This window comes from Tabrizicola flagellatus (assembly GCF_046295235.1).
GTDB lineage: Bacteria > Pseudomonadota > Alphaproteobacteria > Rhodobacterales > Rhodobacteraceae > Tabrizicola > Tabrizicola flagellata_A.
Genome location: NZ_JBKBLV010000061.1, coordinates 1 through 12,128, shown reverse-complemented (window position 1 = coordinate 12,128; position 12,128 = coordinate 1). Strand labels below are relative to the sequence as shown.

Sequence of the window (12,128 nt, the reverse complement as noted above, 5' to 3'; positions counted from 1 at the left end):
GGCGCCGAAGATGCCGCGCTCGATCCGCGCCTCGGCGTCGAAATGGCTGCGGGTGGCCTCGGGAAGCCCTGCGGCATGGACCAGCGACAGATCGCCCGCGTCGTAGAGGTCGGCAAGAGCCACGGCCGCCGGGTGGAAGCGGAAATCCACATCGGCGATGTCCTGCGCGATGGCCCGCCCCGCGCCGTCGCCCTTGCGCAAGACGCGCAGGTCCTCGGGTCGCGCGGCGATGAAATCCGGGTCCGAGGTCGGCGAGACCAGCGCCAGCCCGTCCGCCCCGCCGCGCAGGAAGACCACCACCAGGATCGGATCGCGGGCCATGGGCGCACCTATCGCAAGAGGAATTCGGGGGTCAGCGCGGCGAAGGCCACGGCGGACTGGCCGAGGCCCCGACGATCCTCGGGCGAAATCGCGTCAAGCGGCGCGGCGGAGTCGATCCCGAAGGCGCGCGCAAGGTCGGCGGCGATGCCCTCCCCCTGCCCCGGCGCCAGCGCATCGGCATGCTGCGCAGCGAAGGCTCCGACCGTCGCCGCATCGCCAACGGGTCGCGCAAGGTCGGCAGCGGCAGTTCCGAACCAGTCCTCGAAGCCCGAAATCGCCAGATCGACCATGCGGTTGAGCGTGCTGGCGCCGGTCCACGCCTCGATCCGGTCGGGATGTCCGGTCGGCGGGCCATAACTGTGCTGAAGCCATCCGGCCCGACCAAGCTGCCAATGAAAACCGTTTTCAGTGGCCGTCACTTCGGCGCCTGTTGCACGGTAGATGGCCGCAAGAAACTCGAAGGGCCGACGCAACTTGGATGGCGGAGCGGCGAACTCCGGCGACAGGACCAGGACGCGGATCACCCGGGCGATCTGATCGGGCGCCTCGGCCTGGGCGAGGAAGGTTTCGGACATCCGCTGCACAAGGCCGGCAGGCGGATCGTCTGAGAGGAAGCGGCGGGCCAGTTTCTCGCAGACGAAGCGCGCGGTGCCGGGGTGGCGGGCGAGGATGTCGAGCACCTCCTCGCCATCGGCGAGCGGGCCGCGATTGGGCGGGAATTCGCGCCCGAGCACGCGCTTCTGATAGGGGTCGTGCCAGCGCGCGACATAGTGCAGCCGTCCGGTGCGCGGGGCCTCCTCGCCCTCGGCCAGCCAGCGCCCGTCGCCGACCGACCAGCCGGTGAAGGCGCGCGCCACCTCGTAAACATCGAGGTCGAGATAGCCCGCCGCCAGCCCTTCGGTCGCGCCGGGCACCTCGCGCCAGTCGGAGTGGCGGTCGTTCAGGTAGTTGCCGGCGCCGAGCGTGTGCAATTCCAGAAGCTCGCGCGCGAAGTTCTCGTTGGCAGGCGAGGCGCGGCTGTCGGCGTTGTTGAGATAGGAGAGCATGGCCGGGGCGGACGCGACCTGGCCGAGAAGCGTGCGGAAGTTCCCCAGCGCATGGGCGCGCAGGCTGCGGTCGTAGAGCGCGAAGGGGGCGGCCGTGGTGTGGTCCTTCTCGGAATTCACGTTGAAATGGTCGTGCCAGAACTGGGTGACCATCTCGCGCAGTTGCGCCTCGGCATGGACAGCGCGGATCAGCGCGGCGGCGATGACCTCCTGCGCGGGGCGCATGCGTTCGGAATATTCCATCGCGCGGCCGGGCTGCCATTCCAGAAGCGGCACAATCGCCTCGGGTTCGGCGGACAGGAAGGAAAGCGGGCGCAGCTCGTCCCGCGCCTCCCAGCGTCCGATGTCGTCCTCGCCCGCGTCATAGGCAATTCGGAGACGCGCCCTGGCCAGCCGCTCGGAAAGGGCAACGTCATCCTCCGGGCGGAGTGTCAGTTGCCGGTCAAGCCAGGCCTCGCGCCCGAGTTCGGCGATCTCGGCCCGCGCGGCGGGCGAGGCGCCGAAGGTCAAACGATTCAGCCAGAGGTCGTCGGTAGCGGGTGCCGCGGCCCGCGCCCTGGTGGCAAGTGGCAGAGCGCCCGCAGCCAGGGCAGCGACGAGCCGGGTATGGAACATGCGCCGTGTCAGCATGGGCGTGCCCTCCGCGGAACGAGCCTGCCACGAGGCGCCCCGATTCCGCTATCGCCCCCGGGGCGCGGCCAGCGGAACCTTGCCGCCTAGATCCCGGTCAGGATTGCGAGGAGCGCCAGGAGCGCCGGCACCGCCTGGACGAAGAGGATGCGCCGCGAGGCGGTAGCCGCACCGTAAAGGCCCGCGACGATGACGCAGGCGAGGATGAACCAGGCCAGCTCGGCCCCCGGCCCCGGCACGCCGCGCCAGAGCGACAGCAGAAGCCCGGAGGCGAGAAAGCCGTTGTAGAGCCCCTGGTTCGCCGCCAGCACCCGGGTGTTGGCGGCGAAGTCCGGCGAGATGCCGAAGAGGGCGCGGACCGGCTTCGTCTCCCACAGGACCATCTCCATCGCCAGGATGGCGAGATGGATCACGGCCACCAGGGCGACGAGGGCGGTTGCGATCATGCGGCGGGCATCCGGGTCTCGACCATCTCGGCATACCAGGAAGAGCCGAAGGGAATGGCGGCATCGTCGAAGTTGTAGGCCGGGTGGTGGACCATGGCGGTGTCGCCGTTGCCGAGGAAGATATAGGCGCCGGGGCGTTCGTTCAGCATGAAGCTGAAATCCTCGGCCCCCATCAGGGGCGCGGTGTCGGTATCGACCTGGCCGGACACCTTCCGCGCCACCTCGGCGGCGAAACCGGTGTTCTCGGGCGTGTTGACCGTCACCGGATAGCCGCGCTGGTAATGGACCTCGGCCCGGGCGCCGAGCGCGAGAGCGGTGCCCTCGACTATCTGGGCGATGCGTGCCTCGACCTGGTCCTGCACCTTGGGGTCCATGGTGCGGACGGTGCCCTTCATCTTCACGACCTGCGGGATGACATTGTGCGCGGTGGAGTCGGTTTCCACCGTGCAGACCGAGACGACGACCTGTTTCAGCGGGTCGACGTTGCGGCTGGCGATGGTCTGGAGCGCCACGATGATATGCGCGCTGACGACGGTGGTATCGACGCAGTCGTGCGGCTTGGCGGCATGGCCGCCCTTGCCCGTCACCACGATCTCGAACTGGTCGGCTGCGGCCATCATCGCGCCGGGGCGGATGGCGAAATGGCCGACGGGGATGCCGGGCATGTTGTGCATCCCGTAAACCTCTTGCACCTTCCAGCGGTCGAGCATCCCGTCCTTGACCATCTCGCGCCCGCCGCCGCCGCCCTCTTCGGCGGGCTGGAAGATGCAGACCACGGTGCCGTCGAAATTGCGCGTCTCGGCCAGGTATTTCGTCGCGCCCAGCAGCATCGCGGTATGCCCGTCATGGCCGCAGGCATGCATCTTGCCGGGCACGGTGGAGGCATAGGGGACGCCGGTCTGTTCGGTGATCGGCAGCGCGTCCATGTCGGCGCGCAGGCCCACGACGCGGCCCTTCGTGTCGGTGCGCCCCCGGATCACGGCGACGACGCCGGTGCGGCCGATGCCCTCCACCACCTCGTCGCAGCCGAAGGACCGGCAGAGCTCGGCCACCTTCGCGGCGGTGCGGTGGACGTCGAACAGAAGCTCGGGATGGGCGTGGAAGTCGCGGCGCCAGGCGGTGATTTCGGGCAGAAGTTCGGCGAAACGGTTCTTGACGGGCATGTATGGTCTCCTTCTCGGGCAGGGTGAACCCGTTGCCCGTAAACGGCAAGCCCCGCCGGATAGGTGGGGAAAACCGGAATGTGATCGAAGACCTGTTGCGAATGCCGCACATTTCCGACAAAGCGTCGCAAAAACGTCATGAACCCGGCTTGTTGCGGCCCAAGGCCAGCGCAATATGGGAAAAAGAGCCTGAGAACGGAGCAGTCAGATGGCCAAGACCCCGACCCAGCCGCAGCAAGGCGGTGCCTCCAGCCCCAGCCCGCAGCAGCAGGGCCAGCAGGCTGGCGGATCTACCCAGCAGGCCGGGCAGCCGATCTTCCGCGATTGGGCGTCGATCTGAGCCTGCCCCGCCGGGCGGCTTGACAATCCCCGGGCCAGCCGCGACGCTGTGCGTGTTTTGTTCTCGCCCTGCGTCCTGCGATGCCCGCCCCCGTCTCTTCCATCCCGAACCTCGGCCCCGCCTCGGAGGCGGCCTTTGTTCGTGCCGGCATCACCACGGCTGAGCAGCTGCGCGAACTGGGCGCCGACGAGGCCTATCGCCGGCTGCTGGACAGCGGCACGCGGCCGCATTTCATCGGCTACTATGTGCTGGTGATGGGGTTGCAGGGCCGGCCCTGGAATGACTGCAAGGGCGATGAGAAGAAGGCGCTGCGCAAACGCTTTGATGCGCTCTGCGCAGGGTTCAACCGGTCGGACGCCAAGCTGCGCGCGGATGTCGAGCAGATGCTCAGTTTCCTGGGCGTAGTCGAGCGCGGCTAACCGCCCGCCTCAATGAGCCAGAAGCACCGGCAGGCGCAGGTCGGACATGACCCCCTTCGTCGCCCCACCGAGGACGAAGTCGCGCAGACGGGAATGGCCGAAACCGCCCATCGCCAGCATCTGCGCGCCCGCGGCCAGTGCCGCATCCTGCAGCGCCGCGGCGATCCCCCTGCCCTCCAGCGCCAGGCTTGTCGCGCCCGCCTGGTAGCCGCGCTCGGTCAGCGAGGCGGCAAGACGGTCGGCGATGCCGGTCCCGCTGAGCGCCTTCTCGTCCTGCACCGTCAGCACCGTCACCCGCCCGCCCTCCGGCAGCAGCCGCAGCGCATCGCCAAGCGCGCGGGCAGCCACCCGGCTTTCGTCCCAGGCGATGGCGATTTGATCGACGCGATCCCCCCGGGCGGAGGGCGGCACGAGGATGACCGGGACACCCGAGCCAAACACAAGCGCCTCGGCCATGTCCTGCGTGGCCTGCGTGTCGGGCGACCACGGCACCAGCGCCAGATCGAAATAGCGCGCCGCCGTCGTGGCCAGGCCAAGTGCACCGCCGAGGAGCGGCCGGTGCTGGACGAACCGGATCCTATCGGCTCCACCCGGGCGCGCCGAGATCAGGGCGCGCAGGCGGTCGCATTCCGCCCGGCTGCGGTCCTCGGCGGCACGCGCCATGCCATCGACGTTGACAAGAAAGCCCCCGATGGGCGAGGCGACGGGCGGTATGTCCACAGCAAAGGTCGCGACCTGCATGCCGTGGCAGAGGCCGGCCGCCAGATCGACGGCGGCAAGGATCGCGGCATCCGAGGCCGGCTCGGGGTAGGTGTTCAGGGGAATGTAGGCGGTACGGTCCGGCATGGCGGCGTCTCCTTTTGCGGCGTCGGGCAGGCACTCCGGGTTTTCCGGGTCATGAGGCAACAGGAACATGTCCTGACGGGAGATCGTTTGATTGATGTCAAACGAACATGGCTATTCTTCGCTATTCTTCACCAAACCATCAACACTGGCGCTGCACGATGCCCAAGGATCAGTATCAGACCGTGAAGGACATCGCCGACCGCCTCAAGGTCGCCGAGGCGACGGTCCGGCACTGGATCCGGGATGGCCACCTGCGCGCGATCGACGTCGGCAAGGGCTGGCGGATTGCGGATGCCGACCTGGAGGATTCCCTGCGGGCCCACGAGACCGTGCCGCGACGGCACGGGAGCGGCACGGGCACGGCGTCCGGTCCCGGGGCGACGGGATGCCGCTGACGACTCCCTTTGCCGAGGTCGCGCTGTTGCTGGTGATGGCGGCCGGTGTCGGGCTGATCGGCACGCTGGCACGGCAGCCGCTGATCGTCAGCTTCATCGCCGTCGGCCTGATCGCCGGACCGTCTGCGCTGGATCTGGTGCGGTCGGATGCGCAGATCGCCCTCTTGTCCGAGCTTGGGATCGCGGTGCTGCTGTTCCTGGTCGGCATCAAGCTGGATGTGAAGCTGATCCGGTCGCTGGGCGTGGTCTCGGTGATGACCGGGCTGGGTCAGGTCGGCTTTACCGCGGTCTTCGGCTATCTCATCGGACTGGCGCTGGGGCTCGACCCTGTCACCAGCCTGTATGTCGCGGTGGCACTGACGTTCTCCTCGACCATCATCATCGTCAAGCTGTTGTCCGACAAGCGCGAGATCGACGCCCTGCACGGCCAGATCGCGCTGGGCTTCCTGATCGTGCAGGACCTGGTGGTGGTGCTGGCGATGATCGTCCTGTCGGCCATCGGCATCGGTGCCCCCGGCCATGGCGGGCAGGCGGGCGGGTCGGTGCTGACGGTGCTGGCTTCGGGCCTCGCGCTGATCGCGGCGGTGGTGCTGTTCGTGCGCCATGCGGCCGATCCCCTGACCGAACGGCTTGCCCGCGCGCCCGAGCTTCTGGTGATCTTCGCCATCGCGCTGGCGGCGATGTTCGCCGCGATCGGCGATGCTGTCGGTCTTGGCAAGGAGGTCGGCGGGCTGATGGCCGGGGTGGCGCTGGCCTCGACCCCCTACCGCGAGACGATCGCGGCGCGCCTGGCTCCGCTGCGGGATTTCCTGCTTCTGTTCTTCTTCATCGCGCTGGGTGCGACGCTGGACCTGTCGCTCCTGGGGACCCACCTCGTCGGAGCCATGGTCTTCTCGCTGTTCGTGCTGATCGGCAACCCGTTGATCGTGCTGGCGATCATGGGGGCGATGGGCTACCGCAAGCGCACCGGGTTCCTGGCAGGGCTGACGGTGGCGCAGATCAGCGAATTCTCGCTGATCTTCGTCGCCATGGGCGTGTCGCTCGGCCATGTCTCCGAGGACGCGCTGGGGCTGGTGACCTTGGTCGGTCTGGTGACCATCGCCGCCTCGACCTACATGATAACCTGGTCACACCAGCTGTATGCGCTGCTCGAGCCCGTGCTGGGCGTCTTCGAGCGCAAGGGCACCCCGCGCGAGCCGTCCGAGGCCGGGGCGCACGACACGGGCGGCTACGATGTGATCCTGTTCGGGCTCGGGCGCTTTGGCACCGCCATCGGGTTGCGGCTGAAGAGGCGGGGCATCCGGGTTCTGGGGGTGGACTTCAACCCGCAGGCAGTGCGGCGCTGGCGTGAACTGGGGCTGGAGGCCGATTTCGGCGATGCGGGCGACCCCGAGTTCGTCGCCGGCCTGCCGTTGCGGGGGGTGGACTGGCTGGTGTCCACCGTGCCCATCCACCCGACCGGGCTGAGCCACGAGGACATGCGCCGCACCCTGATCCAGCTGGCGGGCGCCGCAGGTTTCACCGGTCGCATTGCCGCTGCGGCCCATGGGGCGGCCGATGCGGCGGTTCTGGCCAGTGCGGGCGCCGATCTGGTTCTGGAGCCGTTCCAGGACGCCGCAGACCGTGCGGTGGCGCTGCTGTGCGGCGCGGCCGAGGAAGAACGGACCGAGTTTCCCGAGATCGCTTCGGAAGGTCGAGAGACCGCATGACGCCAACGGTCGGCCGAGGCCCGGCGGCGCCTGCACTTGCGGGCGGGGGGGGGCTGGAGCCGCCCTGCGTCGATCTAGGGCGCCGCGTCAGCTACCACCGACACGCCGTCGGCAATCGTGTCTCCGGGGTGCAGGATCACCCGGTCCCCGGCCTGAAGCCCGTCCAGAACCTGCGCGAGGACCTCGTTCCTTTCCCCGAGAGCAAGGCGCTGTATCCGGGCGCGGCCGTCGCGCACCACATAGGTCGCCCAATCCGACCCGTCCCGGAAAAGGGCCCCCACCGGGATCGTCAGCACGTCCTCCGCCCGCCAGAGCGCAATGCGGGCAATCACCCGGAAGCCGTGGCCCAGCCCCTGCCAGTCGGCAGGCGAGCCCGCCAGGCCGAGGATCACCTTGACCCGCTGTTCGTCGATACCAAGCGCCGAGGTCCGGGTGACGGCCGAAGGCTCGATCCGTTCCACCCGAGCGGGGATCTCTGGCCCGCCCCAGCCGGTGACGGTCGCATCGGCGCCTTCCCGCACCCGCACCACATCGCGCGACAGGAGGTCCACCACGATCTCCAGATTGCCGGGGTCGCCGATCTCCATCAGCGGTGTGCCGGCCTGGACCACCTGAGCGCTTTCGGTCAGCACCCGCAGCACCCGGCCCGAGACCGGGGCGACAATCTCGACGCAGCAGCGGGTCTCGTCGCCGTTACGGTCCGCCCGCAGCACCGCCAGCGCGCTTTCCAGCTCCTTTTCGCGCACCGCAAGATTGGCAAGCGCGCTGGAAACCGCCGCCCTAGCCGTCTTCTGTTCGAGAAGAGCCGTATCATGCGCCCGCTGCGACACCGCTCCGCGCTGAAGCAGCGCGATCATGCGGTTCGCCTCGGTGGTCCTGAAGTCCAGCGTTGCCTCGGCCTGTTCGAGCTGGGCGCGGGCCAGGTCCACGGCCGCCTGCGCCGCAGCGGCGGTGGCTTCGGCAACGGCGCGCGAGCGGCTGTCCAGAAGGACCGGAGCGGCCGGGCCGATGGACGCGACGACCGTCTGCCCTTCCGTCACCGCATCGCCTGCGTGCAGGTTGATCCTTTGCAGTCTGCCGGCGGTCGTCGCCGAAATGGTGAAGACCTCGCGGATCCGCGCCTCGCCCTGTTCCTCGACCGTCACCTCTAGCACGCGCGGCTCGACGGCTGCCAGTTCCACCGCGACGGGCCGCGGCAGGAAGGCCCAGATCATGAGGGCAATGACGGCAACGGCGGCAAGGACGGGGACAAGGCGGCGCATGGGTCACTCCCGTGTCTTCAGGACTTCGATCATGTCGAGATTAGTGATCCGGCCCCGGATGGCGAGGGCCGAAACCAGGGCGGCGAGGCAGACGATCAGGCTGGCGGTCGCGAAGACCTCACGCCCCACCACGAGCGGCACGCGGTAGAGGTCGGAGGAAAAGGCCGCAACCATGGCCACCGCGATGCCGTAGCCGATGATCCAGCCCAGGGGCTGCGCCAGTAGGACGACGATGCCGAGCTCGCCGAAGAGGACGCCCGAGACCTCGCGGTTGGTGAATCCCAGGATGCGCAGGCTAGCCAGTTCGCGCCCCTGTTCCGACAGGGCGATGCGCGAGAAGTTGTAGACCACACCGACCGCGATGATGCCCGCAAGGACGACATAGACCGTGACCATGACGGTGATGTTCTCGGCCAGCGTGTCGCGGAACCGCGCCAGCATCAGGGTCGTCACGCTGACCAGGTCGGTCTTGGGCGCCGCCTTGGCGGCGGCGTAGAATTCCGCGTCCATCGACCGGTCGAGTTGCAGGCTGACTCCGGACACCATCGCGCCTTCGCCCATCAGCCGGTTCAGGGCCCCGATCTCCATCGCTGCGCCGAGGCCGACATAGCCCAGCGAGATCCCGCTGACCGGCAGCGTGACCGTCGGACGCGCGCCTTCGAGGACCTCGACGGTCACCTGGTCTCCGGTCCGGACCTGAAGGGCCGCAGCCAGCGCCTCGGACAACAGGATGCCCGCCTCGGGCATCGCCATGGGGCGCAGGTCGGGGGCGAGCACGCGGGAAAGCTGCGGTTTGGCGGGACGGCCGATGATGCCAAGTTTCTTCGACAGGTTGCGATGGCTGATCCGCGCGCTGACCGACCGGAACGGTTCGGCCACCATGACGCCGGGCAGCGCGCGTGCGGCGTGGACGGCGCCGATCGGCTCGGGGGACCCGAACACGATCTGCGCGTCGTGGCGTTCGGAGCGGAAGAAGGTGATGTCGATCATGTGGTTGATCGAGCCGAACGACCAGAGCGACGCTACGAGGATCGCCACGGCCATCGCGACGCCCAGCATCGACGACAGGGTACGGAAGGGCCAGCGCAACAGGTGACGGGCTACCATCACCCCGGTCTGGCGCAGGGCAAGGACCCCACGCAGCCACCCCATGCGCTGCCGGTAGGCGACAGGGGCCGGGGGCGCCATGGCAACGGCGGGTGGCAGGGTCACGACCGATCGCACCGCATACAGCGCGCCCCCAAGGGCCGCCGCCAGTGTGATGACGGCGGCAAGACCGTAAAGTTGCGGATCCCGGGCGAAGACAAGGTAAGGAAACGAGAAGAACCGCGCATACATCTGCGCAAGCCCAACCCCAAGCCATGCCCCTGCGGCAAAGCCGATCAGGATGCCGACCACGGCGATCATCAGCACGAACTCGACATAGTGCAGCGCCACCGCGCGCGACGGATAGCCGATGGCCTTGAGCAGCCCGATCTGTTCGCGTTCCAGCACGATCAGCCGCGACAGCGTCATGTTCACCAGCATCGCCGCGACCAGAAGGAAGATTGGCGGCAGCACCTTGACCATGGCGGAGAGCTGCTTCAGCTCGGCATCGAGAAAGGCGTGCGAGACCTGGTCTGCCCGTGCCGTCGCGCCGATGCCGCCGTAGCGTGCGGTCAGCCGGTCCAGCGCCTCGATCACCCGGTCCGCATCGGTTCCGGGCGCAAGCTTCAGCACCACGTTGGAAAACGCACCCGCCAGGTCGAAGGCGGCCTCGAGGCTGGCGCGCGGGGCCCAGACGATGCCGAAGCGGCGCGGGTCCGGCATCATCTGGCCGGGGGCAAGCGCGTAGATGAACTCGGGCGAGAGCGCCACGCCGGTGATCAGAAGCTCGCGCCGCTTGCCGTTCATCAGGACAGGCAGCCGGCTGCCCGGCCCAAGCCGGTGCGCCGCGGCAAACCCTTCCGAGACCACGATTTCCTGTGCGGATTGCGGCTCGGGCAACCGGCCTTGCCGGAGGTAGAGCCGGTTCAACCCGGCTCCGTTGCCGCCCGGCAGCGAGACGAAGAGCACCGAGCCCGGCTCGGTCATCGTGTCCAGGTCCAGAAGCCCAAGCTTGACGATCCGCGCCTCGGCGGCAAGCACCCCTTCGATCGCCTCGATCTCGCCCATCAGGGCGAGGGGCGCGCGCACGAGGTCGGCAAAGACATCGGCAAAGCGGTTCTCCTCGTAATACCGCGCCCGCGTCTCGTGCAGCGAGGCATAGGCACCGTTGCCCAGGATCAGCGTAGCCACGCCCGCGGCCAGCACCAGAGCGATGGCAAGAACCTGGGCCCAGAGCCGGCGCAGATCGCGCAGGACCTTGCGGCGCAGCGGCGAGATCACCATGCGACCTCCGAGGGTGCCTTCTTCACCGCGTTGACGGTCTCTTCCACGATCCGCCCGTCGGCAAAACGGATCACGCGGTCGGCAATGTCGCGGATCGCGGCGTTGTGGGTGATGACAAGGGTGGTCGCCCCCACGGTCCGGTTCACCCGGGTCAGGGCCTCCAGCACCCTGATGCCGGTCGCACTGTCCAGCGCGCCGGTCGGCTCGTCGCAGAGCAGCATCTCGGGATTCTTGGCGATGGCCCGCGCGATGGCGACACGCTGCTGCTCGCCGCCGGACAGTTGCGCCGGGAAATGGTCGGCCCGGTCGGCCAGTCCCACAAGGTCCAGCGCCTCGTCCACGGGCATCGGCCGGCGGGCGATCTCGGTGACAAGTTGCACGTTCTCGCGTGCGGTCAGGCTGGGCACCAGGTTGTAGAACTGGAACACGAAGCCCACATGGTCGCGGCGATACCGGGTGAGCGCGCGTTCGCTCATGGCAGTCAGCTGGTGGTCCTCGAACCAGACCTCGCCCGCCGTTGCGGTGTCGAGTCCGCCGATAATGTTGAGGAAGGTCGATTTCCCGGACCCGGATGGCCCGAGGATCACGACGAACTCGCCGCGCCGCGCCTGGAAGTCGATGCCACGCAGCGCGTTCACCGTCTGCTCGCCGGACCGATAGACCTTGGTCAGGCCCCTGGTGAAGAAGACGGGGTCGGCGGTTTGGTCCATGATCCCCCCGCAAGATGACTGAATGGCAGTCTAGCGGCAGCACAGCAACCGGCAATGACGTAGGTCAACGGACGATCTTCGGTCAGGTCGACCTGCGACCGAGACCTTGCCCTCCCGCTCGACCGTTTCATGCCACTCGCGCAAGCTTGTGGCGGATGCCGGTCAGCCACCTATACTGGCATGAGTGGTGCCCCCAGAGGGTCGGGTTACCCCGTTCACCTCCCGTTGCAGGCACCGCAGCAAGCCGAAACCTCAGCAAACACAGGGGTAACCCCATCGGGAGACGGAGGTCAACAGGCACCAGCTGTCCTACGGAAAGTCCTACGGCAGCTGTCCCGCTCTGAAGACCACCAGCCCCGAGAGACGGTGAGGAGGTGGGAGGAGGACAGGTCTGGCAGCCCAGCTGATCCCCTCTGCTCCTCCCGTTGGCTTCCCCTGAGCTACCAGCGAAGGCCTCCACGAGGGCCACGC

11 protein-coding genes and 1 pseudogene are annotated in these 12,128 nt (G+C 68.3%); 4 read left to right on the top strand and 8 right to left on the bottom strand.

The window, feature by feature from the left end; genetic code table 11:
• The 4 genes and pseudogenes from ACK4IU_RS17710 to ACK4IU_RS17695 all read right to left on the bottom strand — a co-directional run.
• Positions 1 to 321 (bottom strand): annotated as a pseudogene (locus ACK4IU_RS17710) (hypothetical protein); the annotation flags it as partial.
• Between the two features lie 8 nt (positions 322 to 329).
• Positions 330 to 1,997, bottom strand: a complete 1,668-nt coding sequence (locus ACK4IU_RS17705) for a DUF1800 domain-containing protein (RefSeq protein WP_409737869.1) — start codon at positions 1,995 to 1,997, stop codon at positions 330 to 332.
• 86 nt (positions 1,998 to 2,083) lie between these two features.
• Positions 2,084 to 2,443 carry a DUF1304 domain-containing protein gene (locus tag ACK4IU_RS17700; protein WP_409737866.1) on the bottom strand — a complete coding sequence of 120 codons (360 nt, stop codon included), beginning with the start codon at positions 2,441 to 2,443 and terminating at the stop codon, positions 2,084 to 2,086.
• Complete coding sequence (locus tag ACK4IU_RS17695; protein WP_409737863.1) at positions 2,440 to 3,606, bottom strand: M20 aminoacylase family protein; 1,167 nt, start codon at positions 3,604 to 3,606, stop codon at positions 2,440 to 2,442. The genes ACK4IU_RS17700 and ACK4IU_RS17695 overlap by 4 nt, the downstream gene beginning before the upstream one ends.
• A gap of 208 nt (positions 3,607 to 3,814) precedes the next feature.
• Here ACK4IU_RS17695 and ACK4IU_RS17690 point away from each other — a divergent pair, with 208 nt between their 5' ends.
• Both ACK4IU_RS17690 and ACK4IU_RS17685 read left to right on the top strand, forming a co-directional pair.
• Positions 3,815 to 3,946: a hypothetical protein gene (locus ACK4IU_RS17690; protein ID WP_409737860.1), complete on the top strand. Its 132-nt coding sequence runs from the start codon at positions 3,815 to 3,817 to the stop codon at positions 3,944 to 3,946.
• Positions 3,947 to 4,026: 80 nt separating this feature from the next.
• Entirely contained in the window at positions 4,027 to 4,365 is a 339-nt protein-coding gene (locus ACK4IU_RS17685; protein ID WP_409737858.1) for a TfoX/Sxy family protein, read from the top strand.
• A 9-nt stretch (positions 4,366 to 4,374) separates the two neighbouring features.
• On the opposite strand, the gene ACK4IU_RS17680 is transcribed toward ACK4IU_RS17685, so the two are convergent.
• Positions 4,375 to 5,211, bottom strand: a complete 837-nt coding sequence (locus ACK4IU_RS17680; protein WP_409737855.1) for a universal stress protein — start codon at positions 5,209 to 5,211, stop codon at positions 4,375 to 4,377.
• A 107-nt stretch (positions 5,212 to 5,318) separates the two neighbouring features.
• Here ACK4IU_RS17680 and ACK4IU_RS17675 point away from each other — a divergent pair, with 107 nt between their 5' ends.
• Together ACK4IU_RS17675 and ACK4IU_RS17670 are read left to right on the top strand one after the other, a co-directional pair.
• Positions 5,319 to 5,606: a helix-turn-helix domain-containing protein gene (locus tag ACK4IU_RS17675; protein ID WP_409737852.1), complete on the top strand. Its 288-nt coding sequence runs from the start codon at positions 5,319 to 5,321 to the stop codon at positions 5,604 to 5,606.
• Complete coding sequence (locus ACK4IU_RS17670; protein WP_409737849.1) at positions 5,597 to 7,315, top strand: cation:proton antiporter; 1,719 nt, start codon at positions 5,597 to 5,599, stop codon at positions 7,313 to 7,315. Before ACK4IU_RS17675 ends, ACK4IU_RS17670 begins: the two co-directional genes overlap by 10 nt.
• Before the next feature lie 74 nt (positions 7,316 to 7,389).
• Here the strand turns inward: ACK4IU_RS17670 and ACK4IU_RS17665 are convergent, their stop codons facing one another.
• Genes ACK4IU_RS17665 through ACK4IU_RS17655 form a run of 3 tightly spaced genes read right to left on the bottom strand, consistent with a single transcriptional unit; the run spans position 7,390 to position 11,657 of the window.
• Positions 7,390 to 8,577: an efflux RND transporter periplasmic adaptor subunit gene (locus ACK4IU_RS17665; RefSeq protein ID WP_409737846.1), complete on the bottom strand. Its 1,188-nt coding sequence runs from the start codon at positions 8,575 to 8,577 to the stop codon at positions 7,390 to 7,392.
• A gap of 3 nt (positions 8,578 to 8,580) precedes the next feature.
• Positions 8,581 to 10,947, bottom strand: coding sequence for an ABC transporter permease (locus ACK4IU_RS17660; protein ID WP_409737843.1), 2,367 nt, complete (start codon positions 10,945 to 10,947; stop codon positions 8,581 to 8,583).
• Positions 10,941 to 11,657 carry an ABC transporter ATP-binding protein gene (locus tag ACK4IU_RS17655; protein ID WP_409737841.1) on the bottom strand — a complete coding sequence of 239 codons (717 nt, stop codon included), beginning with the start codon at positions 11,655 to 11,657 and terminating at the stop codon, positions 10,941 to 10,943. Before ACK4IU_RS17655 ends, ACK4IU_RS17660 begins: the two co-directional genes overlap by 7 nt.
• Positions 11,658 to 12,128: the final 471 nt, after the last annotated feature.

What these genes read in the sequence shown, in the direction of transcription:
- ACK4IU_RS17675 (WP_409737852.1), top strand. Translation starts at nt 5,319, where the DNA reads ATGGCTATTCTTCGCTATTCTTCACCAAACCATCAACACTGGCGCTGC.
- ACK4IU_RS17690 (WP_409737860.1), top strand. Translation starts at nt 3,815, where the DNA reads ATGGCCAAGACCCCGACCCAGCCGCAGCAAGGCGGTGCCTCCAGCCCC.
- ACK4IU_RS17695 (WP_409737863.1), bottom strand. Translation starts at nt 3,606, where the DNA reads ATGCCCGTCAAGAACCGTTTCGCCGAACTTCTGCCCGAAATCACCGCC.
- ACK4IU_RS17700 (WP_409737866.1), bottom strand. Translation starts at nt 2,443, where the DNA reads ATGATCGCAACCGCCCTCGTCGCCCTGGTGGCCGTGATCCATCTCGCC.
- ACK4IU_RS17670 (WP_409737849.1), top strand. Translation starts at nt 5,597, where the DNA reads ATGCCGCTGACGACTCCCTTTGCCGAGGTCGCGCTGTTGCTGGTGATG.
- ACK4IU_RS17680 (WP_409737855.1), bottom strand. Translation starts at nt 5,211, where the DNA reads ATGCCGGACCGTACCGCCTACATTCCCCTGAACACCTACCCCGAGCCG.
- ACK4IU_RS17655 (WP_409737841.1), bottom strand. Translation starts at nt 11,657, where the DNA reads ATGGACCAAACCGCCGACCCCGTCTTCTTCACCAGGGGCCTGACCAAG.
- ACK4IU_RS17705 (WP_409737869.1), bottom strand. Translation starts at nt 1,997, where the DNA reads ATGCTGACACGGCGCATGTTCCATACCCGGCTCGTCGCTGCCCTGGCT.
- ACK4IU_RS17665 (WP_409737846.1), bottom strand. Translation starts at nt 8,577, where the DNA reads ATGCGCCGCCTTGTCCCCGTCCTTGCCGCCGTTGCCGTCATTGCCCTC.
- ACK4IU_RS17660 (WP_409737843.1), bottom strand. Translation starts at nt 10,947, where the DNA reads ATGGTGATCTCGCCGCTGCGCCGCAAGGTCCTGCGCGATCTGCGCCGG.
- ACK4IU_RS17685 (WP_409737858.1), top strand. Translation starts at nt 4,027, where the DNA reads ATGCCCGCCCCCGTCTCTTCCATCCCGAACCTCGGCCCCGCCTCGGAG.